This window comes from Microbispora sp. NPDC049125, assembly GCF_040802045.1.
Taxonomy (GTDB): Bacteria; Actinomycetota; Actinomycetes; order Streptosporangiales; family Streptosporangiaceae; genus Microbispora.
The window spans coordinates 498,169-521,656 of record NZ_JBEZDW010000001.1; the positions used below are offsets into that span (position 1 = coordinate 498,169).

Genomic DNA, 23,488 nt, shown 5'->3' on the forward strand with positions numbered 1-23,488 from the left:
GGGCATCGCCTGTCGTCGCACCATTGAGCGTCAGTCCTTGAAGGCGAGGGCGATCTCCCTCGAGACGGCGCAGGTGCACGGTGGTGTGAAGAGGAAATCCGCTGAGGGGTTTCCGGGATCAGGGTGTCCCGACTCCAGCCGATCGCCGATCTCGTCCGGCACCTCGAAAACCTGACCGGTCCGCGGCCGGCTGATGTCCGCGTCGTACGGGATGTCGATTTCGAAGCTGATTTCTCCCGTTACCTTCTGACGGGGGTAGAACTCGCTGTGGGTATTGCTGACCTTTTGGACTTCGAGGACAAACCAGTAGCTGTAGCCCGTCCTGGCGGGACGGCGTATCGCTGCGGTCACCGTCACGGTGCGGTGACCTGCCGGAACTGCGGAGAGGTCGACCGGGATGCCGGGGACGGGTGACGGGGATCCGGCGGAAGAACGAGGTGTGACTGAAGAAGGAGACGGCGCGGGCGCCGCAGGGGTGGCAACCGAGCCCTTCTCTTCGGACTTGTTCGCATCCGCACCTACGTAGGCTGAGATGACCAGGAACAAGCCACTGATTATGGCGACGATGATGGTCGTAATATGATTGTCTTTGTCTGAGTTGTTCTGATTGTCCACCCAAGCCTCCATCGTGCCGTGACACTCTCTGGACGCTTCGTCGAGCCCCTTCGATCACAGGTCGACGGAATCGTTACTTTGGAGGGTGAATTATGTAATATTGCGGCTTTAGCTGGGGATTGCAAGGGCAATTGCGCGTCTTCGGTGGGGCCTGTCCGGGTCGCCGCCGGCGAAGCCATGCGGGTCCCGCCTTCCTGTGTCGCAGAAGCAAGGAGAAGCCGTGACCGAAATCATCGGTGAACTAGTTGATCCGCACGGGATATTGAAATACATGACCGGTGTCGCGGACGTCGACGCAGAGGTGGACCTGTATGACATCGATACGGTCGAATGGGTTGCCGCAGGCGACAACGCGATCGCGATCAACGTGGACAGTGAAAGATGTCTCATCAAATACGAGGTCTGGAACGGGCCGCCTCCTCCCATCGACTCCTGGGACAGGTCCTGGTCCGGAAGCGTCCGATTCGCCTCAGGAAAGGTGGTCGCGATAAGTTCTTATTCCGGTGACTCCTCCTACGGCGCGGAGTTCGACCTCGGTCGGCCGGGCGGCGTCTGGGGGGTGAGAGTCCACCGTAAGTCCCTCGCCCACGAAGATTTCACGCCGGAACTCATCAGCTTCGCTCTGCTTAAAATACAGTTCTGGCCGGCGGCGCCATAGGCTGCGGTAAAGCGATACGGCATCACACGGAAGATGAAGCGGGCCGGCGGCTCTCCGTTCTCTCGCATCGCTCTTCACCCGACCAGGACCAGGCGAACACTCGGTCCCGGTGATGACACCCCGTCCAAGGCCCGGCGACGGGAGGATGGGGGACATGACGCACCACAGCAGGCTCTACAAGGTCGTGATCGATGTGCCCGAGGGCGATCACGACAAGGAACTGACGTTCTGGCAGGAGGCGACCGGTCAGACGCTGACCCGGTTCCAGCGGTACCCGGAGTACCACGGCGCCTTCTTACACGGTGACGTCTTCGCCCTGCTCATCCAGCGGCTCGGGACAGGCCCCGCGCGTGTCCATCTCGACATTCACACCGACGACCTGGAGGCGGAGACCGCGCGCCTGGAGGCCCTCGGCGCCCGACGCCTGCAGCTGGTGAACGACCATTGGTGGGTCATGGAGGACCCCGCCGGACTGCCCTTCTGCGTCATCCCGCAGCCCCCGGGCTCCCTGAACGATCACAACGCCCAGCGCTGGGACGCCTGACACCGCCTGACCCGGAACGGACGCGAGCGTACGTACTGAATCGAGCCCACTCGGGTGGCGCGGGTCGTGAACACAGGTGCGGCCGGTCTCGTATGCCCCCGCCGTCGGCCCAGGCGACGATCCACCGGACGGCGGACTGCGGTTGGTCGACCGGGGGGCGGCGGGACGACGGTCCCGGACGATTCATAAGCGCGGGTGATGGATCCACGGCCGGGGTCGTCGCGGCGGGCAGGATGCGTGTCGCTGCGACGACGACCACGACGAGGAGCCGGCATGACGACCGCTTTTCCCGCATCCACCGTGCTGGGGTACCCGAGGATCGGGCCGCGCCGGGAGCTGAAACGGGCACTGGAGTCGTACTGGGAAGGGCGTTCGACCCGGGAGGAGCTGGAGAGCACCGGGCGGCGGCTGCGTGAGGACACCTGGCTGCGGTTGCGCGACCTCGGCTTGGAGGGACTGCCGTCGAACACGTTCTCCCTCTACGACCATGTCCTCGACACCGCCGTCATGCTGGGCGCGGTGCCCGAGCGGTACCGGCAGGACGACGACCTCGCCACCTACTTCGCGATGGCGCGCGGGGCCGAGGGGATCGCCCCGCTTCGCATGACGAAGTGGTTCGACACCAACTATCACTTCATCGAGCCGGAGGTCGGTCCCGGCACGGCCTTCCGGCTCGACGCCCGCAAGCCTCTCGCCGAAGCCCGGGAGGCGCGCGGGCTGGGGCTGGAGACCCGGCCGGTGCTGCTCGGCCCGGTGACGTTCCTCCTGCTGTCGAAGGCAGCTCCGGGAAGCCCCGCCGGTTTCCTGCCGTTCGATCGGCTGGCCGACGTGGTCGAGGTCTACGGGCGGCTGCTGGCGGAGCTGGCCGCCGAGGGCGTGGCCTGGGTGCAGCTCGACGAGCCGGCGCTGGCCGCCGACCGGACGGAGGCGGAGCTCGCCGCGGCCGAGTGGGCGTACGGGCGGCTCGGCGGCCACCCCGAGCGGCCCGCGATGCTCGTCGCCTCGTACTTCGGCGGCCTCGGCGAGGCGCTGCCCGCGCTCGCCCGCACGCCTGTGGAGGCGGTCGGCGTGGATCTCGTCCGGGGCACCCCGGCGGGTGTCGAGATGCTCACGGGCAAGACCGTGGTCGCGGGGGTGGTCTCCGGACGCGACGTCTGGCGCACCGGCACCGGCAGGGCCCTGGCCTCGCTGCTCGCCGTACGGGAGCGCGTGGGAACGGTGACGGTGGGCACCTCCTGCCCGCTGCTGCACGTGCCGTACGACGTGGAGCGGGAGACCGGCCTCGACCCCGCGCTGCGGCGCCGGCTCGCGTTCGCCGAGCAGAAGGTGGCCGAGGTCGTGGAGCTGGCCGCACTGCTCGCCTCACCCGAGCCCCGCGAGCCCTCCGCGTCTTCCACGCTGTCTTCCGCGCTGTCTTCCGCGCTGTCTTCCGCGCTCTCCGCCCCATCCACCGTGGTCTCCGCCGGCGCCGCCGCGGTTCCGGGGGACGGCGCCGAGGGGCGCAGCCCGTACGAGGTGCGGGCGGCGGCACAGGCGGAGCACCTGCGGCTGCCCATCCTCCCGGTCACGACGATCGGCTCGTTCCCGCAGACCGGCGAGCTGCGCCGGGCCCGGGCCGCGCTCACGTCGGGTGAACTGGATGAGGCGGCGTACGAGAGCCTGGTCCGGGCCGAGATCGAGCGCGCGATCGCGCTCCAGGAGCGGCTCGGGCTCGACGTGCTCGTGCACGGCGAGCCGGAGCGGGGCGACATGGTGCAGTACTTCGCCGAGCACCTGGACGGCTTCGCCGTCACCCGGCACGGCTGGGTCCAGTCGTACGGCTCCCGCTGCACCAGGCCGCCCATCCTGCACGGCGACGTCCGGCGGCCGGAGCCCGTCACGGTCCGCTGGGCCCGGTACGCCCAGTCGCTGACGGACAGGCCGGTCAAGGGCATGCTCACCGGCCCGGTGACCATCGTCGCCTGGTCGTTCGTGCGCGACGACCTGCCGCTGCGCGACGTGGTTTTCCAGGTGGCGGACGCCGTACGGGACGAGGTGCGAGATCTGGAGGCGGCGGGCGTGCCGGTCATCCAGGTGGACGAGCCGGCGCTGCGGGAGCTCATGCCGCTGCGCCGGCGGGACCGGGACGCCTACCTGGAGTGGGCCGTGGCGGCCTACCGGCGGGCCACCTCCGGCGCGGGAGACCGCACGCAGATCCACACGCACCTGTGCTATTCCGACGCCGGCCAGATCCTCGCCGCGATCGACGCGCTCGACGCCGACGTGACCACGGTCGAGTCGGCCAGATCGGGCGGCCGGATCCTCGGCGACCCGGCTGTCGGCGAGTTCGCCCGGGGGCTCGGCCCGGGGGTCTACGACATCCACTCGCCCCGGGTGCCGGGGACGGGCGAGGTCGAGGAGCTGCTCAGGGCGGCGCTGCGGGTGCTGCCCGCCGCGCGCGTCTGGGTGAACCCCGACTGTGGCCTGAAGACCAGGACGTACGACCAGGTGGAGGCCGCCCTCACCAATCTCGTCCACGCCGCGCGCGTCCTGAGGGCCGATCTGTCCCGGGAGGCAGCGGTCACCGCCGCCACCAGGCCCTGAAGCCGAACGTTCGGTTCTCCTTGACAATTTTATTTGTCGGTGAGACGGTAGAGCCGTGCCCGGGAGAACGGCCCCGCCGCCGGGACAGCGAGAACCGACGACGAATCAAGCTGAAGGAGCCGGATATGCACGAGTTCGAGGTCCGCGAGGAGATCCAGCTGGACGCCACCCCGGAGCAGGTCTGGGAGGCCATCGCCACGGGGCCCGGAGTCGACTCCTGGTTCATGGGCCGCAACGAGATCGAGCCCGGCGTGGGCGGCGCGACGAAGATGACGATGGCCGGCTTCACCGCGCAGGGCACGGTGACAGCGTGGGAGCCGGGCGTCCGGTTCGCGTACCAGGGCGACAAGAACCCCGACGGCACGTTCATGGCCTTCGAGTACCTGATCGAGGGACGCGAGGGCGGCACCACGACCCTGCGGCTCGTCCACAACGGCTTCCTCGGGGACAACTGGGAGGCCGAGTACGAGGCACTCAAGACCGGCGACTTCATGTACCTGTGCAAGCTGGCCGCCTACCTCAAGTACTTCCCCGGACGCACCGCCACCTCCGTGTCCTTCGTCCCCGGCTCCGGGGCCGCCGACCAGGCGCGGATGTGGGCGAAGATCGGCGAGGCCCTGAGCCTCACCGGCCCGGCCGTCGAGGGCGCCCCCGTGCGGATCGCGGTGGAAGGCCTTCCCCCGGCCGACGGCGTCGTCGCGTTCGCCGCGCCGACCTATGTGGGCGTCGCGACGTCCGACGAGCTCTACATGTTCGCCCACGCCCAGAACATGGCCCTCGTCGAGTGCCACGGCTTCGCCGGGGACGCCGACCCCGAGGCGATCGAGGGGGCCCTGCGCTCCTGGCTCGACCGCTCTTTCGCCTGATCCGTTCCTTCGCCTGAACCATCCCCCAGGGCCACACCGTCCGCCCGCCGACCACGTAAGGGACCTCTCATGGACACGACCATCCCTTCCAGCCCCGCCGTGCGCGCGGGACGCCGGGAGTGGATCGGGCTGGCGGTGCTGGCCCTGCCCACGATGCTGCTGTCGCTGGACGTCAGCGTGCTCTACCTGGCGCTGCCCCACCTGAGCGCCGGCCTGGGGGCCGACGCCACCGAGCAGCTCTGGATCCTCGACATCTACTCGTTCGTCCTGGCCGGCTTCCTCGTCACGATGGGGACGCTCGGCGACCGCGTCGGCCGGCGCAGGCTGCTGCTGATCGGCGCGGCGGCCTTCGGCGTCACCTCCGTGCTGGCCGCCTACTCCACCAGCCCCGGCATGCTGATCGCGACCCGGGCCCTGCTCGGAGTCGCCGGTGCGACGCTGATGCCCTCGACGATGGCGCTGATCCGCAACATGTTCCGCGACCCCAAGCAGATGGGCCAGGCCGTCGGCGTCTGGTTCACCTGCTTCATGGGCGGCATGGCTCTCGGCCCGCTGGTCGGCGGCCTGCTGCTGGAGCACTTCTGGTGGGGGTCGGCGTTCCTGCTCGGCGTGCCGTTCATGGTGTTGCTGCTGGTGGCAGGCCCGATCCTGCTCCCCGAGTACCGCGACGCCTCCGCCGGCCGCCTCGACCTGGCCAGCGTGGCGCTGTCGCTGGCCACGATCCTTCCCGTCATCTACGGCCTCAAGGAGGTCGCCAGGAACGGCCTGCAGACGCCGCCGCTCCTCGCCCTCGCCGCCGGGTCGGCCGTCGGGCTGGTCTTCGTACGCCGCCAGCGGCGGCTGGCCTCCCCGCTGCTGGACCTGCGGTTGTTCGGCAACCGGGTCTTCAGCACGGCGCTGGCGGTCATGCTGCTCGGCGGGATCGTCATGGCGGGCACCTCGCTGATGTCCACCCTCTACCTGCAGACGGTCGCCGGCCTGTCGCCGATGGACGCCGGGCTGTGGCTGATCCCGCAGAACGTCGCGATGGTCCTGGGCATCACGCTGGCCCCCGCGCTCGCCCGCCGCGTCCCCACGGCGTACGTCATCGCGATCGGGCTGGGGATCGCGGCGGCAGGCCTCCTGGCGCAGACGCAGGCCGGCCCGCACGGAGGCCTCGGCCTGGTGGTGACCGGGCTGGTTCTGGCCTCCTTCGGCATCGCCCTTCCCATGGCGATGACCACGAGCCTGGTCCTCGGCTCCGCTCCGCCGGAGAAGGCGGGGTCGGCCGCGTCCATCTCGGAGACCGGCGGCGAGTTCGGCGTGGCCCTCGGCGTCGCCGCCCTCGGCAGCCTGGGCACCCTGGTCTACCGCACCGAGTTCGCCGTCCCCGCGAGCGTGCCCGCCGACGTCGCCGCCGTCGCCAGGGGCGGCATCACCGCCGCCGTGGCGCAGGCTCAGCGGCTGCCCGCCGCGATCGGCGACCAGCTGCTCGACGCGGCCCGGTCCGCGTTCAGCGGCGGACTCACCACGGTCGCGGCGACCGGCGCGGTCATCTTCGCCGGCACGGCGCTGCTCGCGGTGGCCATCCTGCGCGGCGGGGACGGCGGCGCCGCGAGCCCCGGCGACAGCGTGGAGAACTCCGAGACCGGCCGGCCGGTCCCGGAGTCACGGGAAGCCGCCCTGTCCGCGGCCTGACCGTCACTGGCCGGGAACGGCCGGGCAGGAAAGCGACGAGCGCGCACCGGCATCGGTGCGCGCTCGTCTCGTTCCAAGACGGCTGCCCAAGACGACCACCCCACGATGTGGACGCGAGATGAAGACTCAGGGAATTCCCTGGATAGGCGGGTAGCGTGCCGGGGCATGACCTGGCAGCGCAAGCTCAACGGTGCCCTCGTCAAGTACGCGGGCATCCAAGTGACGCGGGCGGAGGGCTCCTCCTCTGCCGCCTCCTCGCCTGCGGACGGTCTCGCGCCCGCAGGTGAGGATCTTGTGCGGCCGCCCGCCGATCCGGCGGCCGACCGGCTGCTGGTGGCCCCGGTCTTCGTCATGTCCCCGGTGAGGTCGGGCTCCACGCTGCTGCGGGCCATCCTGAACGCTCACTCCCGGATCCACGCGCCGCACGAGCTGCACGTACGCCGTCTGACGGTCGGCTTCGGCACGACGCTCGCCGAGAAGGCGATGGCGGCGCTCGGCCACAACCAGGCCGACCTGGAGCATCTGCTGTGGGATCGGGTGCTCCACCGGGAGCTGGTGCGCAGCGGCAAGCAGATCATCGTGGACAAGACGCCCGCCAACGCCTTCGCCCACCAGCGGATCGCCGCCTGCTGGCCGGACGCCCGCTACATCTTCCTCCTCCGCCACCCCGCATCCATCGCCGAGTCCTGGTACGAGGCCGGCCAGGAGAAACGGTCCAGGGAGGAGGCGGCGGCCGACGCGCTGCGCTACATGAAGGCCGTGCAACGGGCCAGGAAGGCGCTGCCCGGCCTGACCGTCCGCTATGAGGACCTCACCGGCGACCCGGCGACCGTGACTCGCGCGATCTGCGAGTTCCTCGGCGTCGAGTGGGAGCCGGGGATGCTGGAGTACGGCGGGCCGGGCGTGGTGGAGAAGGGGCTCGGCGACTGGAAGGACAAGATCCGCTCAGGCGAGGTCCAGCCCGGCCGCGACCTGCCGGAATCCGACGACATACCCGACCTGCTCAAGCCGATGTGCAAGCGCTGGGGCTACCTGCCCGGGCGGGCGAACGAGGGCCGATGAAGATCCGATACATGCTTCTGCACGCCTACGGGATGGGCGGCACCATCCGCACCATCGTGAACCAGGCGAACGCGATGGCGGCGCGCGGGCACGACGTGGAGATCGTCAGCGTGGTCCGCCGCCGGGAGCGCACCCAGTTCCGCGTCGCCCCGGCGGTGCGCCTGACCACCCTGGTCGACCAGCGAAGCGGCGTCCGGGCCGACTCGGTCGGGCGGCGGGTGTGGCGCCGGCTGCGGGGCAGGATGGTCCCGCGCGGCGAGTTCGCCGCCGCCTACTTCACCGAGCGGGTGGAGCGGGCGGTCATCGGCTACGTCTCCGCCCTCGACGGCGGCGTCCTGGTCACCACCCGTCCCGCGCTGAACCTCATCTCGGCCCGCCGGACGCCCTCGTCGGTCGTGCGGGTGGCTCAGGAGCACATGAACCTGTCCGCCTACCCCGACTCGATCCGGGAGGAGATCGCGCGCCACTACCCGTCGTTCGACGCGATCGCCGTGCTCACCGGCACCGACCGGGCCGAGTACCAGCGGCTGCTCCCCGGCACCCCCATCGTCCGCATCCCCAACGCCGTGCACGCCGGGGGCCGCAGGCCGTCCCGCCAGCAGAGCAAGGTGGTGGTGGCGGCCGGGCGCCTGGTGGGCCAGAAGGGCTTCGACCTGCTCATCCCCGCCTTCGCGCGGGTGGTGGACAAGCATCCGGACTGGCGGCTGCGCATCTTCGGCACCGGCCCCAAGAAGGAACTGCTGCGCGCGCTCATCAAGGAGCACCACCTGGGCGACCGCGTCCGGTTGATGGGCCGCAGCGAGCGCCTGCAGGAGGAGCTGGCCGACGCCTCGATCTACGCGCTGAGCTCCCGCTTCGAGGGGCTGCCCATGGTCATGATCGAGGCGATGTGCCACGCGCTTCCGGTCGCCGCCTTCGACTGCCCGACCGGGCCGGGCGACGTGCTGACGAACGAGGTCGACGGGCTGCTCGTCCCCCCTGGCGACGTGGACGCGCTGGCAGAGGCCCTGATCCGGCTCATCGACGACCGGAACCTCCGCCTGCGGATGGGGGCCGCGGCGGCGGTGACGGCCCGGGAGTACGCCCCGGAGAACGTGATGCCGCGATGGGAGTCACTGTTCGCCGAGCTTCTCGGCCAGGGCGGGGGACCCGCCGCCGGGCCCACCACAGGACCCGGCGAGGCCGGTCAGACGTGAAGCTCTCCTGACCAGACGGTGACCGCCCGGCCGGCGAGCTGGACGCGGTCGCCGTGCAGCGTGGTCCGCACGATCCCGCCACGCGCGGACAACTGCTCGCCGACGAGGGCGTCCCGCCCGAGCTTGCCCGACCAGTACGGCGCGAGCACGCAGTGGGCGGAGCCGGTCACCGGGTCCTCGGGCACGCCGACGCGGGGGGCGAAGAAGCGGGACACGTAGTCGGGGCCGGTCCCGTCAGGGGTTTCGTCGGCGGCGGCGGTGATGATGACCCCCCGAGCCTCGACGTCCGTCAGCCGGTCGATGTCGGGGGTGGCGGAGCGCACGACGCCGGCCGACTTCACCTCGACCAGAAGGTCGAACCGGCTGCGCCCGACCCACACGGGCTCCACGCCCAGCGCGGCCGCCAGGCCGGTGGGAGCCTCGGCCGCCTCCGGCGGGTTCGCCGGGAAGTCCATGCCGATGAGGCCGTCAGCCCCGTCCACGGTGGCGAGGATCCCGCTCCTCGTGGCGAACTCGATCCTGCCGGAGGCGCCGAGCGAGTAGAGGACGTGCGCGGTGGCCAGGGTGGCGTGCCCGCACAGGTCGACCTCGACGGCCGGGGTGAACCACCGCAGCGACTGCGGCCCGTTCTCCTCGCCGGCCAGCAGGAACGCCGTCTCCGCGTGCCGCATCTCCGCGGCGACCGACTGCATCCACTCGTCCGAGGCGGGCGCCTCCAGCAGGCACACCCCCGCGGGATTGCCCCGGAAGGGCCGATCGGTGAAGGAGTCAACGGTGAATATGCGCATGTGTGCGGATTCTATAGCTGGGTGAGGGCCTCGCGGGCGAGCTGAAGCTCCTCACGTGGCCTGACCACGAGGACCGGCACGCCCGCCCCGGGCGGGCTGACGATCCCGTCGCGGTCGACGTCGGCGCGCTCCGGCGGCACGACGCCGAGCGGCGAAAGCCTGCGGCACACCGCGTCGCGGACCTCCGGCTGGTCCCATCCGATCTCCCCGCTGAACACCAGCGCGTCCAGCCGGTCCAGACTCGCGGTCGCCGCCGCGATCTCCCGGCTCACCCTGTGCGCGAACACGTCGAGGGCCAGCTCGGCCTCCTCCTCCTTGGAGGCGACCAGATCCCTGGTGTCGCCCGACAGCCCGCCGGACAGCCCGAGCAGCCCCGACCGGTGCTCCAGCCCGTCGCGCAGCTCGTCGAGCGACAGGCGCGAGCCGGACAGCAGCCACAGCAGCATGCCGGGGTCCACGCTGCCCGACCGCTTGCTCATCGGCACCCCCTCCAGCGGGGTGAACCCCATCGAGGTGTCCACGCTCCTGCCCGACCGTACGGCGCAGACCGAGGAGCCGCCGCCGAGATGGGTCAGCACCATGTGCGTCTCCTCGACCGGCCGCCCGAGAAGCTCGGCGGCCCGCCGGGTGGCCCAGGCGTAGGAGAGGCCGTGGAAGCCGTACCTGCGCAGCCCGTACCGGCGGCGCCACTCGGCGGGCAGCGGGTAGGTCGCGGCGGCCCGTGGGAGGCCGGTGTGGAACGCGGTGTCGGGGCAGAGCACGTGCGGCACGGACGGCAGCGTGCGCCGGGCCGCCTCGACCAGGGCGAGCGCGGGCGGCACGTGCAGGGGCGCGAGGTCGGCGTACTCCCGCACCGCCTTGAGCACGCCGTCGTCCACGACGGTGGGCGACAGGACGGCGTCGCCGCCGTGGACGAGCCGGTGGCCGACGACGGCGACCTCGTCCCCGCCCGGGCCGGACAGGAAGCCGGAGAGCGTCCGCTCGGCCGCGTCGGCCTCGGGGCTCTGCTCGCTGTGCTCCTTGCGCAGCACGCGGCCGTCCCTGATCAGGTGGAGTTGCAGGCTCGACGATCCGGCGTTGACCGTGAGGACGACAGGTGTCATGGGTGCCGTGTCCCCGGGGACTCCGCCCCCAAACGCCGCGACTCGCCGTGCCTCGGGCGTCCTGGAGCCTTTCGAGGCCTCTCGTGACGCGGCGCGCCCAGTCGTCGCGGAACATGGGCGCGTGCCACGACGGCGCACACGACGTCGGCCCCCAATGCCGAATGCGCCTGCCCGCGAGGCCGGATCACCCATACCGGAAGCCCAGGCCCATCAGTGGACGTGGAGTCCCTCGGGCATCCGGGCCTGGCCGCCTGGGACCAGTACGAGGGCGACGACCGCTGCCACGGCGGCCGCGATCGCCCCGGCGGTGTAGGCGGCGGTGAAGGCCGGCGCCGAGCCGTGCTCCACGCCGGCCGCCGCGATGGTGGAGACGGTCGCGATCCCGACGGCGCCGCCCACCTCATGGAAGGTGTTGACGATCCCGGAGGCGAGCCCCGCCTCGTGGTCGGGGACGAAGCCCAGGGCGGTGGTGGTGGCCGCGACGAACACCGGCACGATGCCGGCCGCGCCGACGACCATGCTGGCGACGACTCCGGCGGTGTCGTGGAGCTGGGTGAGCATGACGGCGCCGGCCGCCGCCACGAGGAGCCCGGCCACGGCGGTGGAGCGGACTCCGATCCGGCCGATCAGCGCTCCGGCGAGATGACCGCCGGCGGCCGTGGCGAGGGCGACCGGCAGGAACAGCACCCCGGTGACCAGCGCCGACAGCCCCCGCATCTGCTGCAGGTAGATCGAGCCGAGGAAGAGGGAGCCGAGCAGCAGCCCCGTGCCGATCGACATCAGGAACGCGCCGGTCGCGACGGGCCGCCGGGCCAGGACGCGCACGTCCATCAGCGGCACCTTGGCCGCCCCCTCCACCAGCGCGAACAGCGCGTACAGGACGAGGGAGGCCGCCAGGGGGATCAGCGTGGCGGCCGAGCCCCAGCCGGCGTCGCCCGCTCCGACCACGCCGTAGATCAACGCCGCGGTTCCCCCGGTGACGAGCGCCGCGCCCGGCACGTCGATCCGCCGTGGACTGTGTGTCCCGCCGGCGGACAGGACCCGGGGCAGCCAGGCCAGCACGGCCAGGCCGACGGGGACGTTGACGAAGAACACCCATCGCCAGCCGGGGCCCGCGGTGAGGACGCCGCCGAGCAGCGCGCCGGCCGCGAACCCCACGCCGCCGAGCGCGGCCCACACTCCGAGCGCCCTGTTGCGCTCGGGCCCGTGGAAGGTGCGTGTGATGGTGGCCAGGGCCGCCGGGGACAGCAGGGCGGCCCCTACCCCCTGGGCCAGCCGGCCGCCGATGAGGACGGCGGGCCCGGCGGCCGAGCCGGTGACCAAGGAGGCGGCGACGAAGACGGCCAGCCCCGAGACCAGGACGCGCCGGGCTCCGAAGGCGTCCGTGAGGCGGCCCCCCAGCAGCATCAGGCCGCCGAAGCACAGCGTGTATGCGGTGACCGCCCAGGTCAGCGTCTCCCGGTCGAGGTGCAGGCCGCGGCCGATGGCGGGCAGGGCGACGTTGATCACTGTGACGTCGAGGACCAGCATGAACTGGGCGACGCAGAGCAGGGCCAACGCCGTCCATCGGCGCGGATCCGGTGGGGCGGATGCCGCCGCGTGGTGGTCCTCGGCGGGAACGGGATGAGACATCGCACTTCTCCGATCAACCTAATCCGTACACGTATGTACGGCTTAGTATGCACGATAAACCCGTACATGTGTGTACGGTTTATCGCGGTGTAACTGGCTTATATGCTTTAGTCGGTCACGACCTAGACGGCGAGGATGTAACTGTCAGGTGAACTTCAACAGCCACACAGACGCGGTGGTGGCGATGGCGGTGGCGCTGGTCAACGCGCTGACGGCGGGCGAGGCGCGCGGCCGGCCGTACGAGCCGCCGGCGGGCGGCGACCGGACCGCGGCCGTGGCCGAGGCGCTGGCGGCCGGCAGCCGCAAGCCTCCCAGGGTGAGCACGGCGGACGCCGACGCGCTCGCCGGAGTGGCGCAGGACCTTCGCGGCGTCTTCGAGGCGGTGGCCGGAGCCGACGCCGACGGCGCGGCGTCGCGCGTCAACCGCCTCCTCGCGGAGACCGACGCCCGGCCCCACCTGGACCGGCACGACGGCGAGCCGTGGCATCTGCACTTCCACGGCGCGGGCGGCACCCTGGCCGGCAACTACGCGGCCGGCTGCGCGACCGGCCTGGCCGTGGTGCTCGGCGGCGAGCTGCACGACCGGCTGGGCGTGTGCACGGCGCCGCACTGCGACCGCGTCTACGTGGACACCTCGCGCAACGGCACCCGCAGGTTCTGCTCGACCGCCTGCCAGAACCGGGTCAAGACCGCGGCCTTCCGGGCCCGCCGGAGCTGACCTCCCGGAGCACGGAACGCGTGGTCCGATCATCGCCGGTTCCTCCGGCCCCGCTGCCGCCATGCTCGTACCCATGAACGGAATCGAAGGAAAGACGGCCCTGGTCACCGGGGGCAGCAGGGGCATCGGGGCGGCCGTGGCGCTGCGGCTCGCGGCAGACGGGGCGGACGTGGCGTTCACCTATGAGCGCGACGCGGAGCGGGCCGCCGAGGTGGCCGGAAAGATCGAGGCCACCGGCCGGCGGAGCCTGGCCGTCCAGGCGGACAGCGGCGACCCTGACGCGGTCACGGAGGCGGTCGACCAGGCGGCGGCCACGTTCGGACGGCTCGACATCCTGGTCAACAACGCGGCCGTGTTCCTCGTGGGCCCGATCGAGGACCTCGGGACGGACGTGCTCGAACGGACCCTGGCGGTCAACGTCCGGGGGCCGTACGTGGCCTCCCGGGCGGCGGCGCGGCACATGACGGACGGCGGCCGGATCATCAGCGTCGGCAGCAACATGGCCCGGCGCACGGTGTTCCCCGGCTTCACGCTGTACGCGCTGAGCAAGACGGCGCTCGTCGGCATGACGAAGGGCCTCGCCCGGGAACTGGGGCCGCGCGGCATCACCGCGAACGTGGTCAACCCCGGCCCGACCGACACCGACGCGAACCCGGCCGGCGGCCCGAACGCGGAGATGATCAGCGGGTTCACGGCGCTGGGCCGCTACGCGGCGCCGGACGAGATCGCCGCCACCGTCGCCCACCTGGCGGGCGACGGCGGGCGGTACATCACCGGGGCGGTGATCGACGTAGACGGCGGATTCGCCGTCTGAGACCGGTCAGGCGGCCTCGACGTCGGCGACCACACAGCTGATGTTGTCGGGTCCGCCGCCCTCGTTGGCGAGGTCGATGAGGCGGCGGACCGCGTCCTCCGGCTCGGGCACCGTGCTGAGCACGTGGTGCAGCGTCACCGGTTCGAGCACCGCGGTCAGGCCGTCCGAGCAGAGCATGTAGCGGTCGCCCGGGAGGGCCTCGCGCAGCGACAGGTCGGGGTCCGCGAGGCCGCTGGTCTCCAGTGCCCGCAGCAGCAGCGACCGGTTCTGGTGGCGCGCCGCCTGGTCGGGGGTCATCCGGCCGTCGTCCACCAGCGACTGCACCAGCGTGTGATCCCGGGTGATCTGGTAAAGAGCGCCGTCCCGCAACATGTACGCTCGGGAGTCGCCGATGTGCGCCACCGCGAACCGGCCCTCGCCGTCCCACAACATCGCGGTCACCGTGGTGCCCATCCGCTCCAGGGCGGGGTCGCGGGCGGCCATGTCGCCCAGCCGCCGGGCGGCGTCGCGCACGGCCTCGTCGAGCGCGGCGACCGGGTCCGCCGGGCGGGGGCCCTCCTCCAGGGCCACCAGCGCGCTCATGGCGGCCGCGCTCGCGACCTCACCATGGCCATGGCCGCCCATCCCGTCGGCGATCGCGAGCAGGCGCTCGCCCGCGTGCACCGAATCCTCGTTCTTGGGGCGGGAGCGCCCCACGTCCGACCCAGCGGCGTACCGAATGCGGTTGTGCGTCATGGTTTTGAGTAAACCATTGGTTGAGTGACTTCACAAGCGCGGTGCTACTGTGATGTCCATGAGCCACGACGCCACAGTGAACGCGGGCGACATCGCCCGGCTGGCCGACGTCGGCAGGGCGGCGGTCAGCAACTGGCGCCGCCGGTACGAGGACTTCCCCCAGCCGGTAGGGGGCACGGCGTCGAGCCCGCTCTTCTCGCTGCCCGAGGTCGAGGAGTGGCTGCGCCGTAACGGCAAGTCGTTCGAGGTGTCGCCCGGCGACCGGGTCTGGCAGCGGCTGCGGGGGTCGGCCGACGATCTGCGGCTCGGGGAGGTGCTCGCCCAGGTCGGAGCCTTCCTGCTCTACCTCCGCCGCGACCCGGCCGGCTGGCGGCGTCTGTCCCGCGCGGCCGACCTGCCCGTACGGCTCCCGCAGGCGGTCGCCGCCGCGACCGGGGACCTCCCGCCTGCCCAGCACGACGCCGGCCCGGTGGACGCCGAGCTGCTTCGGCTGGTCGCCGACATGGCGGCCCGGCGTGGCGCGGCGGCGACCTTCGAGTTCCTCTGCGAGCGCTACGTCGAGGTGCACAGCCGGCGGCTGCCGCTGACCCGGCCCGACGTGGCCGCCCTGATGGCGCGGCTCGCCTGCGCCGGCGCGGAGTCGGTGCTCGACCCGGCCTGCGGCATGGGCACCCTCCTCCTCGGCGCCCCCGGCGCGCGGCTGCTCGGCCAGGACGCCAACGAGACCGTCGCCGTGCTGGCGGCGCTACGGCTTCTGCTGCGGGGTGAACAGGCGCGGATCCTGACGGGGGACGCGCTCCGCCACGACGGCTTCTCCGGTGCGCAGGCCGACGCCGTCGTGTGCGACCCGCCGTTCAACGAGCGCGCGTGGGGGCACGAGGAGCTGATCGGCGACCCGCGCTGGCAGTACGGCATGCCGCCCAGGGGCGAGCCGGAGCTGGCGTGGGTGCAGCACTGCCTCGCGCACGTGCGGCCGGGCGGCCTGGCCGCCGTCCTCATGCCGGCCGCCGCCGCGAGCCGCAGGCCGGGCCGGCGGATCCGCGCCAACCTGCTGCGCGCGGGCGCCCTGCGGGCCGTGGTCACGCTGGGAGTGGGCGGTCCCGACCTGTGGCTGCTGCGCCGTCCGGAGGCGGGGGAGCGGCAGCCCGCGGCGATCCTCCTCGTGGACGCCTCCGACGCGGGGGAGCCCGGGGACGGCCTGGCCGTCGTCGAGCCCGCCTGGCGGGCCTACCTCGGCGACGCCGAGCCGCCGCCCGGCGGCCGTACGGTCCGGATCATCGACGTCCTCGACGACGAGGTGGACCTGGCCCCGGCCCGTCACCTGCCGCCCCGCAGCGACGCGCGCGGCCTCCCCGACGCGCTGGAACGCTTCCGGGCGGCGTCGGCCGCCCTCACGCAGGCCCCGCCCGACCTGGAGGTGCTTCCGGACGGCGAGGCGGTCTGGGACTCTCCCGTGCCCACCGTCGCCGAGCTGGCCAGGACCGGCCTGGTGACCGTGCGGCATTCGACGCTGCGGGCCCTGCCCGAAGGCGACGGCCACCTGCTGCCGGTCCTCACGGCCGACGATCTCGCGGCCGGAGGGCCTCCCTCCGGCCTCGTGTCCCCGTCACCCGAGCTGGTCACGATCCGCGCGGGAGACGTCGTCGCGTCGCCTCTCACGGCCCGGGTGGCCGCCGACGGGGGCGCGGTGCTCGGCCCGCATCTCAGTCTCTTCCGGGTCGATCCGGAAAGGATCGACCCCGAGTTCCTCGCGGGCTTCCTCCGCTTCGCGTCCGGCGGGGGCCGGGCCCACCTGGGCTCCAGCCGGATCGACGTCCGGCGCGCCCGCGTCCCCCGGCCGCCGCTGGACGTGCAGCGGGCGTACGGCGCGGCCTTCCGGGGGCTCCTCGCGCTGGAGGACGGCCTGCGGGAGGCGGCCGCCGCGGGGGAGGCGCTCGCCCGGCTGGGTATGGAGGGGCTGATCGACGGCCGTCTTCGCCCTCGTCATTGAAGGTGTAACTTTTCCCCGAAAGGTCGACGGGAGGGTGCATGGTCATCGGTGACCGGTATGTGCTGGACGACCTCCCCCTGGGCCAGGGCGGCATGGGCGCCGTGTACGGCGGGCACGACCGGCATCTCGACCGCAAGGTGGCTGTGAAGTTCCTCCGGTTCCCTGACGGGCCCGACGAGGAGCTGGAGCGCCGCTTCATCAGGGAGGCCCGGATCCTGGCCAGGCTGGAGCACCCCGGCGCCCCGGTCCTGTACGACTTCGGCACCTACGAGCAGCGCCTGTTCCAGGTCATGCAGTTCATCGAGGGCGTCACCGTGGCCGACCTGCTGAGCGAGCACGGCCCGCTGCCGGTGCCGTGGGCCGCCGCGATCACCGCCCAGGCGTGCGCCGTGCTGACGGCCGCGCACGCGCTGTCCATCTGCCACCGCGACCTCAAGCCGACCAACCTGATGCTCTGCCCCGACGGCAGCGTCAAGGTCCTGGACTTCGGCCTCGCCATGCTGCGCGAGGCCGACGTGGCAGGGCGGACGGCGCAGTTCACCCGGATCGGGCAGATCCTCGGGACACCCGCGTACATGTCGCCCGAGCAGATCCAGCGCGGCTCGGCCGACCCCAAGAGCGACCTGTACGCCCTGGGCTGCGTCCTGCACGAGATGCTGACCGGCCGGCAGCTGTTCACCGGGCCGACCGAGTACGCCGTGTTCGACAAGCAGGTCAAGGAGCGCCCGCCGCGGGTGCCCGGGGTCCCGGCCGAGCTGGACCGGCTCGTCGCCGACCTGCTGGAGAAGGACCCCGGCAGCCGCCCGGCCGACGCCTGCGAGCTCTACGACCGGTTGCAGCCGTTCGCCGTCGACCTGCCCATGCTCCCCGGCTTCCTCAACCCGCCGTCCGTCCCCAACCCGGGCCGCATGTACGCCCGGATGGTCGGCCGCGTCCGCTGAGGAGACCCGTCCCGCGGCGCGGGACGTCCTACGGCGTGACGGGCTCGCGGTCCGTCCACTCGGCCTTGGTGATCGACTTCCAGTTGACGACGGTGCCGGGCTTCGCCCCGGCCCACTGGCCGCCGGCGTGGACGGCCACGATCTGGTCGGTCAGCAGGACGCCGGTCCGCGGGTCGACGATGAGCTGGCGCTCGTACTGGCCGTTGGACCAGTGCTCCGCCCTGCCGATGCCCTGACCGGTGCGGCCGAGGGCGTCGGTCACCTCTCCCAGCGACCGCACCCCGTCCAGCCCCGCGAGCACCTGGTAGGCCGCGGCCCGGACGGCGGGCTTGACGGGCATGTCGCTCAGCAGCCCCGAGGTCACCTGGTAGAGCCAGGAGTCCGCGTCCATCTTCTCGCCGGACTCCGTGCCGTGACCGGCGTACCCCTGGAGCAGGCGCGTCTTCAGCGCCGCCGGGGTCGTGGGCAGCGCCTGCAACTCGGCCACAGACACGTTCCGCCCGGCCAGGTCGAAGACCTTGTCACCCACGTTGATCGGGTTGCCGAACGGCTTGCCGGCCTTGGCCTCGATCATCAGTTTGCCGCTGTACCCCTTCTTCCCCGCCGGCACCGTCCACCTGGTCGGCGAGCCGTCCTGCTTCCAGGCGGCCTCGGAGCCGGGGGCGGGCCCTGTGCCCAGGTTCTGCGAGATCCACCAGCTGTCGGTCTCCGGGAGGCGGGAGATCCACATCTCGCTGCGGTCCAGGCTGTTCACCGTGTAGCGCACCTTGGTGCCCACCTGCTGGGCGTTGCCGCTCCTGCTCTCGACGTACCAGTACGCCCCGCTGCCCGCCTTGGCCTTCAGCGACGACTCCGCCGCGACCAGGAGGACCTGCTTGGCGGACAGCCGCACGACCTGCGTGCCGCCGGAAGCGGAGGGGGCGGAGGGGGCCGCGGCGGTGGGGGCCCCGGGCGCCGGGGCCGCGCCGCCGGTCGCGGTGACGGCGACGGTGACGGCGGTGGCCGCCGCCGCGCCGGCCAGGCCCACACCCCATGCCCGCGCCGGGATCCTCCGGCGGCGCACCGGCCGGGCCTGCGACATGGCGTGGGAGAGCTCGGCGGCGCGGACGCGCTCGTCCACCGGGGTGTCGAGGTGAGCCGGGCGCGCCGCTCGCAGCTGATCCATCGGGTTCATGACCACTCCTGACTGAGATTGCGCACCCGGGACGGGGATCGGACTTCAGGCGCCGCCTTCATCGCCTCCACCAGCCGCTTGCGGGCGCGGTGCAGCCGCACGCGGAAGGCGGTCGGCGAGCATCCGATGACACGGGCCGCGTCACGCGGGGCCAGCCCCTGCCACGCGACCAGGATCAGCAGCTCGCGCTCGTCCTGGGTGAGCGAGGCCATCGCCTTGAGCACGGCCAGCCGTTCGCTCACCTGCTCGGCGTGGTCGTCCTCGGTCCAGGTCCGCAGCTCGCCGGCGAGCGACTCGCGCCTGATCTCGGCGCGGATGTTGTCGCGCAGCACGTTGCGGGCGACGCCGAGCAGCCACGGCAGCGCCGGGTCGGGCACGTCGTCGAACCGCCGCCAGGCGATGGCGAACGTCTCGCTCACCACCTCGTCCGCCACCTGCCGGCCCGCCTGGCTGACCACGTAGGCCCACACTCGCTGCCGGCACTCGTCGTACATGGTGGTGAACCGCTGAGAATCGTCCGTCACCGCCGGCCCCCCCTTCGTCCCGGGTGTTTGATTCCGACACGAGGAAGTGGTCCGAGACCCCCAAGTGTTACAAACGACTCCAAACCCCTCAGTCGAACAGTGGTCGTGGACGTGGCTAAGCGGCCGGATCCTCCCCCAGGAAGCCGGTGATGGCGGCGCTGAGGGCCGGGTAGTCGTCGCCGAACCAGATGAAGTGACTGGGGGCCCGGCCGGCGATCAGGCGGACGTCGGGGAGCGCGTCGGCCAGTGCCTGGGCATGACTGAACGGGACGCTCGCGTCGTCGGGGCTCGCGATCACCAGAGCGGGCTGGGTGACGTCGGCCGCCGCCCGGCGGTAGGCGGTGGTGTCGGTGAAGCCGCGCAGGTCGTTGCTGAAGCCGCTGCCCGAGCGCATCCGTTCGAACAACGCCGTGACCAGGGCCCGATGGGGTTCGGCCATCGCGGCCAGGACCGGGCCGATCGGCTGGACGCTCAGGTCGCGCAGCAGCAGCCGCAATCCCGCGGCGGGAGCGCGGCGCATCAGGAGGTGTATCAGCGCCCAGGTCAGGCGCTCGCCGCGCGGGCTGAACACGACTCCGCCGCCCAGCCGCGTCCGCAGGTCGGGCCAGACGAGCGGCCCGACCGCGCTCTGCAGAATGAGCCGCCGCACCAGCGCCGGGCAGCGGGCGGCGAGCGTCACCGCGCTCCGCCCGCCCGCTGACTGGCCCACCACCGCGGCCAGTGAGCCGATGCCGAGCCGATCGCACAGCTCGGCGACGACCTCGGCGAACCCCTCCGGTGAGGTGCCGGTGGTGAGGGGCGTGCGGCCGTAGCCGGGACGCGACGGCGCCAGAACCGTGTAGCCGGCGTCGGCGAACACCTCCTCCCCGAGGGGCAGGGAGGCGCGCATGTGCCCGCCGTGCATCATCAGCACGGTCTGAGGGCCCCGCCGCTCCAACCGGTACTCGACCGTCCCACGGGACAGATCCGCGACCTCCGTCGGGCGTTCCACCGCGGCAGGCGCGCTCATGGGCATGCTCAGACCGTACGTGATCTCGGTGCGGGCGCGAAGACACGGGCCGGTGAAGGTTCCGGCTCGGCGGCGCCGGCGGAACTCCGCCGCGGAGCCGTCAGGCGTCGCGCCAGACGGCGAGGACCTCGTCGACCCGGGGGCGGATCCGCTCGCGTGCGGTCATGCGGGGGACGCCGGACATGAGCAGGCGGTCGTAGTCGGTGTCCAGGTGGCGCACGCTCGCCACCACGGCGAGCGTGATCGCGTGCTCGTCCAGCGCGCGGGCGGCCGCCGTACGGCCCACCCGGCCGCTGCCTCGCGAGGCGGCGTGCCCGGCGATGGCGCCGGCGCGCTCCGCCGGGCAGCGGGGGAACAGGCGCAGGATCTCGGCGGCCATCGCGGTCTCGAACTCGGCGTCCTCACCGGCTCGCCGCTCCCGGTCGCGCTCGCGGCGGCGCAGCCGGGCGTCCTCGTCGGCGAGGCACTGCTCCTCGGCGCGGGCCAGGGCGTCCTCCTCCACGAGCACGCCGCGCCGCTCGTACCGCTTGCGCCGCCGGTTGAACCGGACCACCACGGCGGAAAGGACGCTCTCCTTCTTGGCCCGGCGGCTCAGGGCCGCGTTGCCCGCAGGCAGGAGCGCCAGGTGGTCCATGTCGGCGCACGACAGACAGTGGGGCCGGTCGTCCTCCATGATCAGGTACGGCCCGGTGCCCTCGCACGCCGCGCAGGCCCACGCGTCCAGGGGAGACACGACCACGAGGTCGGGCGGCCGGTTCTGCCGCTCCTCGATCTGCCGCCGCCGTCCCTCGCTCAGGTCCGGCGACATCCAGTGGACGCGGAACTGGCGCTCCAGCTCCTCGTCCCCGTCCGCGGTGAAGCGGAGCGGCCGCCGGTCCCTGCCGGCCGACGTGTACGCCGTCTCGCTCGGCACCAGGCCGCCGGCCAGGGCCCACTCCCTGAGGTGGGCGACGGCCTCGGCCATCCTCGCCCGGTCCACCGCCGCGAGCCGTTCGAGGTTGTCGGCGCGGCCCTGCCGCCAGGTGTCCACGTGCCGTTCGTGCAGCCACCGAAGGCCGGTGAGCACGTCGATCGCGGTCACATGCTTGCGGGTGGTGAGGGCGATCCTCGCCGCCTGCGCGACGCGGCCCCCAAGCTTGCTGCGCATCCCTCTACAGTGCCCTAGCCTGCCGGGGCGGTGGGCCAACGGTGAACATCGCCGGGTCGATCGCCTCGGCCAGGGCCTGGGCGCCCGCGTCTCCGGGGTGGAGGCCGTCGCCGGAGTCGAAGGCCGGGTCCATCCTGGTGGGATCGCCGGCGGCGCCGACCTTCGCCGCGAAGTCCGCGAACAGCCAGTCCCGCTGCGTCCTGAGGGCGTGGTTGACGGCCTGGCGGACCTCCTCTGTGCCGTCGGCCTGGAAACCCTCGTAGACGCAGCCGCCGAACGGGGTGATCGTGCCCAGAATCGGCACGATCCCATGCCGGTGAGCGCGTGACGCCAGAGCCAGCAGGTCCTGGAGGATGTCCTCGGCGGCCGGTGGGCGCTGTCCGGCCGCGGCCGCCATGCCGATGTCGTTGACCCCGCCCATGATGATCACATGGGTGGCCTCGGTGACGGCCAGGACGTCGCGGGCGAACCGGCTGGTCATGGACGGCCCGTAACCCGGCCGCGTCAGGCGGTTGCCTCCGATTCCGGCGTTCAGCACCACCGCGTCGCCGGCTCCGGCCGCGTGCAGCCTCCGCTGCAGGTGGTCGGGGTAGCGCTGGTCCAGGTCGGCGGTGGTGCAGTCGCCACGAGTGATCGAGTCGCCGAGTGCGACGATGACCGGGCCGCTCGCCGGGGTGTCGACGAGCACCCTGGTGATCCAGTGGAGCGAGGGGAACGGGGTGGCGCCGGTCAGCTGGGCCCGCCCGAGCTGGTCGCCGGGCGCGTCCTCACCGGTTCGCTGAGCCGAGTGAAGGTAGGTGGCCTCGGGGGCGCGGCCCGCGACGTAGCAACTGATGACCAGCTCGTCACCGGCCGTCGTGGTAAGGCTCACGGGGTCGCTGGTCGCGGTCTGGCCGGGCGGGATCTCCCACCGGCCGTGGCCGTCCCGCAGGACGGGGACGACGCTTGTGCCCCCGCCGGCGGTGACGCCGTCGATCACCAAGGGCGTGCGGCCGTACTCGTTGCTCAAGACGAGCCTGATCGCCGTGCCGCCGCGCCGGAGGCGCACTGCCTGCCGCACCGTACACCCGGACAGGTCGCGGGGTTGCGGCACGAACGCGAAGCCCGCGTCGACATCTGCCAGCGCGGCGAGATAGGCGGTGGTCCAGACATCGGTCATGGGGGTCCCCTTTGTCGACGAGAATCAACGAGGTCGATGACCATCGAACTGTACGATGATGGTCGACATAAGGCAATGGCGAGTTAGTATTCGCCCGTGGACGAAGTGAGGGACGACAGGCATCCCGCCACCGCGGACCTGCGGCTGCCCAGGGTGCTGGCCGCTCTCGCCGACCCGGTCCGGCTCACCATCGTGCGCGCCCTCGCCGAAGTCGGGGAGTCGCCGGGCACCGAGCTGCAACGCCTCGCGCGACTACAGATCGGCCGCACGACGTTCTCCCACCATCAGCGGGTCCTGCGGGAGGCGGGCATCGTCCGTGAACGCATCCACGGCCCCCAGCGCATCCTCAGCCTGCGGCTTGCGGATCTGGACGCCTGCTTCCCCGGCCTGCTGAAGGCCATCCTCGACTCACCCTCGGCGCTGACCTACGAGTGCGATGCCGGATGCGGGCACCGGTGGTCCGCCGACGTCGAAGGGCACCGGATGCCGCCGCTTCCGGGAGGGTGCCCGGGAGCCGGGTGGAGGCTCGCCGCCGAGACCCCGCACGCATAGG

22 protein-coding genes are annotated in these 23,488 nt (G+C 72.3%); 12 read left to right on the top strand and 10 right to left on the bottom strand.

All coding sequences use genetic code 11. From position 1 onward, the window contains the following. Positions 1-30: 30 nt before the first annotated feature. On the bottom strand, positions 31-615 hold the full coding sequence (locus tag AB0B72_RS02180; RefSeq protein WP_367736426.1) for a hypothetical protein: 585 nt from the start codon (positions 613-615) through the stop codon (positions 31-33). 220 nt (positions 616-835) lie between these two features. Here AB0B72_RS02180 and AB0B72_RS02185 point away from each other — a divergent pair, with 220 nt between their 5' ends. The 7 genes from AB0B72_RS02185 (at position 836) to AB0B72_RS02215 (ending at position 9,201) form a co-directional block, all read left to right on the top strand. Continuing rightward, a complete protein-coding gene (locus tag AB0B72_RS02185) occupies positions 836-1,273 on the top strand; it encodes a hypothetical protein (protein ID WP_367736427.1) in 438 nt (145 codons plus the stop codon). Positions 1,274-1,427: 154 nt separating this feature from the next. Next, positions 1,428-1,817: a VOC family protein gene (locus AB0B72_RS02190; RefSeq protein ID WP_367736428.1), complete on the top strand. Its 390-nt coding sequence runs from the start codon at positions 1,428-1,430 to the stop codon at positions 1,815-1,817. Positions 1,818-2,090: 273 nt separating this feature from the next. Then, positions 2,091-4,400, top strand: coding sequence for a 5-methyltetrahydropteroyltriglutamate--homocysteine S-methyltransferase (gene metE / locus AB0B72_RS02195; protein ID WP_367736429.1), 2,310 nt, complete (start codon positions 2,091-2,093; stop codon positions 4,398-4,400). Positions 4,401-4,525: 125 nt separating this feature from the next. Continuing rightward, positions 4,526-5,266 carry an SRPBCC domain-containing protein gene (locus AB0B72_RS02200; protein WP_367736430.1) on the top strand — a complete coding sequence of 247 codons (741 nt, stop codon included), beginning with the start codon at positions 4,526-4,528 and terminating at the stop codon, positions 5,264-5,266. A 69-nt stretch (positions 5,267-5,335) separates the two neighbouring features. Further along, complete coding sequence (locus AB0B72_RS02205; protein WP_367736431.1) at positions 5,336-6,943, top strand: MFS transporter; 1,608 nt, start codon at positions 5,336-5,338, stop codon at positions 6,941-6,943. 165 nt (positions 6,944-7,108) lie between these two features. After that, positions 7,109-8,005: a sulfotransferase gene (locus tag AB0B72_RS02210; RefSeq protein WP_367736432.1), complete on the top strand. Its 897-nt coding sequence runs from the start codon at positions 7,109-7,111 to the stop codon at positions 8,003-8,005. Beyond that, positions 8,002-9,201: a glycosyltransferase family 4 protein gene (locus tag AB0B72_RS02215; RefSeq protein WP_367736433.1), complete on the top strand. Its 1,200-nt coding sequence runs from the start codon at positions 8,002-8,004 to the stop codon at positions 9,199-9,201. The genes AB0B72_RS02210 and AB0B72_RS02215 overlap by 4 nt, the downstream gene beginning before the upstream one ends. Here the strand turns inward: AB0B72_RS02215 and AB0B72_RS02220 are convergent. The 3 genes from AB0B72_RS02220 to AB0B72_RS02230 all read right to left on the bottom strand — a co-directional run bounded on the left by AB0B72_RS02220 (position 9,192) and on the right by AB0B72_RS02230 (position 12,724). Next, the gene (locus AB0B72_RS02220) at positions 9,192-9,989 is read right to left on the bottom strand and encodes a PhzF family phenazine biosynthesis protein (protein ID WP_367736434.1); all 798 of its coding nucleotides are present in this window, start codon (positions 9,987-9,989) and stop codon (positions 9,192-9,194) included. The two genes, AB0B72_RS02215 and AB0B72_RS02220, sit on opposite strands and share 10 nt — an antisense overlap. Positions 9,990-10,000: 11 nt before the next feature. Further along, positions 10,001-11,092, bottom strand: a complete 1,092-nt coding sequence (locus AB0B72_RS02225) for an acetate/propionate family kinase (RefSeq protein WP_367736435.1) — start codon at positions 11,090-11,092, stop codon at positions 10,001-10,003. Between the two features lie 210 nt (positions 11,093-11,302). Beyond that, a complete protein-coding gene (locus tag AB0B72_RS02230) occupies positions 11,303-12,724 on the bottom strand; it encodes an MFS transporter (RefSeq protein WP_367736436.1) in 1,422 nt (473 codons plus the stop codon). Positions 12,725-12,872: 148 nt separating this feature from the next. Between AB0B72_RS02230 and AB0B72_RS02235 the strand changes: the two genes are divergently transcribed. After that, entirely contained in the window at positions 12,873-13,442 is a 570-nt protein-coding gene (locus AB0B72_RS02235; RefSeq protein ID WP_367736437.1) for a CGNR zinc finger domain-containing protein, read from the top strand. 73 nt (positions 13,443-13,515) lie between these two features. After that, the gene (locus tag AB0B72_RS02240; protein ID WP_367736438.1) at positions 13,516-14,256 is read left to right on the top strand and encodes an SDR family NAD(P)-dependent oxidoreductase; all 741 of its coding nucleotides are present in this window, start codon (positions 13,516-13,518) and stop codon (positions 14,254-14,256) included. A gap of 6 nt (positions 14,257-14,262) precedes the next feature. Here the strand turns inward: AB0B72_RS02240 and AB0B72_RS02245 are convergent, their stop codons facing one another. After that, positions 14,263-14,991, bottom strand: a complete 729-nt coding sequence (locus tag AB0B72_RS02245; protein WP_367736439.1) for a PP2C family serine/threonine-protein phosphatase — start codon at positions 14,989-14,991, stop codon at positions 14,263-14,265. A gap of 58 nt (positions 14,992-15,049) precedes the next feature. On the opposite strand from AB0B72_RS02245, the gene AB0B72_RS02250 reads away from it, so the two are divergent. After that, the gene (locus AB0B72_RS02250) at positions 15,050-16,981 is read left to right on the top strand and encodes an N-6 DNA methylase (protein ID WP_367736440.1); all 1,932 of its coding nucleotides are present in this window, start codon (positions 15,050-15,052) and stop codon (positions 16,979-16,981) included. A 38-nt stretch (positions 16,982-17,019) separates the two neighbouring features. Further along, positions 17,020-17,922, top strand: coding sequence for a serine/threonine-protein kinase (locus tag AB0B72_RS02255; protein WP_367736441.1), 903 nt, complete (start codon positions 17,020-17,022; stop codon positions 17,920-17,922). Between the two features lie 28 nt (positions 17,923-17,950). Here AB0B72_RS02255 and AB0B72_RS02260 read toward each other — a convergent pair whose 3' ends face one another. The 5 genes from AB0B72_RS02260 to AB0B72_RS02280 form a co-directional block, all read right to left on the bottom strand. Then, positions 17,951-19,096 (bottom strand): CU044_5270 family protein, encoded by a 1,146-nt coding sequence (locus AB0B72_RS02260; RefSeq protein ID WP_367736442.1) that lies wholly within the window; start codon positions 19,094-19,096, stop codon positions 17,951-17,953. Then, the gene (locus AB0B72_RS02265; RefSeq protein ID WP_367736443.1) at positions 19,093-19,620 is read right to left on the bottom strand and encodes an RNA polymerase sigma factor; all 528 of its coding nucleotides are present in this window, start codon (positions 19,618-19,620) and stop codon (positions 19,093-19,095) included. The genes AB0B72_RS02260 and AB0B72_RS02265 overlap by 4 nt, the downstream gene beginning before the upstream one ends. A gap of 115 nt (positions 19,621-19,735) precedes the next feature. Continuing rightward, complete coding sequence (locus AB0B72_RS02270; protein WP_367736444.1) at positions 19,736-20,635, bottom strand: alpha/beta fold hydrolase; 900 nt, start codon at positions 20,633-20,635, stop codon at positions 19,736-19,738. 94 nt (positions 20,636-20,729) lie between these two features. Then, complete coding sequence (locus AB0B72_RS02275; RefSeq protein ID WP_367736445.1) at positions 20,730-21,776, bottom strand: DUF2293 domain-containing protein; 1,047 nt, start codon at positions 21,774-21,776, stop codon at positions 20,730-20,732. Between the two features lie 4 nt (positions 21,777-21,780). Continuing rightward, the gene (locus AB0B72_RS02280; protein ID WP_367736446.1) at positions 21,781-22,935 is read right to left on the bottom strand and encodes a GDSL-type esterase/lipase family protein; all 1,155 of its coding nucleotides are present in this window, start codon (positions 22,933-22,935) and stop codon (positions 21,781-21,783) included. Positions 22,936-23,031: 96 nt separating this feature from the next. On the opposite strand from AB0B72_RS02280, the gene AB0B72_RS02285 reads away from it, so the two are divergent. Then, positions 23,032-23,487: an ArsR/SmtB family transcription factor gene (locus AB0B72_RS02285; RefSeq protein WP_367736447.1), complete on the top strand. Its 456-nt coding sequence runs from the start codon at positions 23,032-23,034 to the stop codon at positions 23,485-23,487. Position 23,488 lies beyond the last annotated feature (1 nt).

Excerpts from the sequence above, each read along its gene's own strand:
- AB0B72_RS02190 (WP_367736428.1), top strand. The coding sequence starts at position 1,428 with ATGACGCACCACAGCAGGCTCTACAAGGTCGTGATCGATGTGCCCGAG.
- AB0B72_RS02245 (WP_367736439.1), bottom strand. The coding sequence starts at position 14,991 with ATGACGCACAACCGCATTCGGTACGCCGCTGGGTCGGACGTGGGGCGC.
- AB0B72_RS02205 (WP_367736431.1), top strand. The coding sequence starts at position 5,336 with ATGGACACGACCATCCCTTCCAGCCCCGCCGTGCGCGCGGGACGCCGG.
- AB0B72_RS02270 (WP_367736444.1), bottom strand. The coding sequence starts at position 20,635 with ATGCCCATGAGCGCGCCTGCCGCGGTGGAACGCCCGACGGAGGTCGCG.
- AB0B72_RS02225 (WP_367736435.1), bottom strand. The coding sequence starts at position 11,092 with ATGACACCTGTCGTCCTCACGGTCAACGCCGGATCGTCGAGCCTGCAA.
- AB0B72_RS02275 (WP_367736445.1), bottom strand. The coding sequence starts at position 21,776 with ATGCGCAGCAAGCTTGGGGGCCGCGTCGCGCAGGCGGCGAGGATCGCC.
- AB0B72_RS02240 (WP_367736438.1), top strand. The coding sequence starts at position 13,516 with ATGAACGGAATCGAAGGAAAGACGGCCCTGGTCACCGGGGGCAGCAGG.
- AB0B72_RS02215 (WP_367736433.1), top strand. The coding sequence starts at position 8,002 with ATGAAGATCCGATACATGCTTCTGCACGCCTACGGGATGGGCGGCACC.
- AB0B72_RS02250 (WP_367736440.1), top strand. The coding sequence starts at position 15,050 with ATGAGCCACGACGCCACAGTGAACGCGGGCGACATCGCCCGGCTGGCC.
- AB0B72_RS02210 (WP_367736432.1), top strand. The coding sequence starts at position 7,109 with ATGACCTGGCAGCGCAAGCTCAACGGTGCCCTCGTCAAGTACGCGGGC.
- metE (WP_367736429.1), top strand. The coding sequence starts at position 2,091 with ATGACGACCGCTTTTCCCGCATCCACCGTGCTGGGGTACCCGAGGATC.
- AB0B72_RS02230 (WP_367736436.1), bottom strand. The coding sequence starts at position 12,724 with ATGTCTCATCCCGTTCCCGCCGAGGACCACCACGCGGCGGCATCCGCC.
- AB0B72_RS02255 (WP_367736441.1), top strand. The coding sequence starts at position 17,020 with ATGGTCATCGGTGACCGGTATGTGCTGGACGACCTCCCCCTGGGCCAG.
- AB0B72_RS02220 (WP_367736434.1), bottom strand. The coding sequence starts at position 9,989 with ATGCGCATATTCACCGTTGACTCCTTCACCGATCGGCCCTTCCGGGGC.
- AB0B72_RS02200 (WP_367736430.1), top strand. The coding sequence starts at position 4,526 with ATGCACGAGTTCGAGGTCCGCGAGGAGATCCAGCTGGACGCCACCCCG.
- AB0B72_RS02260 (WP_367736442.1), bottom strand. The coding sequence starts at position 19,096 with ATGAACCCGATGGATCAGCTGCGAGCGGCGCGCCCGGCTCACCTCGAC.
- AB0B72_RS02280 (WP_367736446.1), bottom strand. The coding sequence starts at position 22,935 with ATGACCGATGTCTGGACCACCGCCTATCTCGCCGCGCTGGCAGATGTC.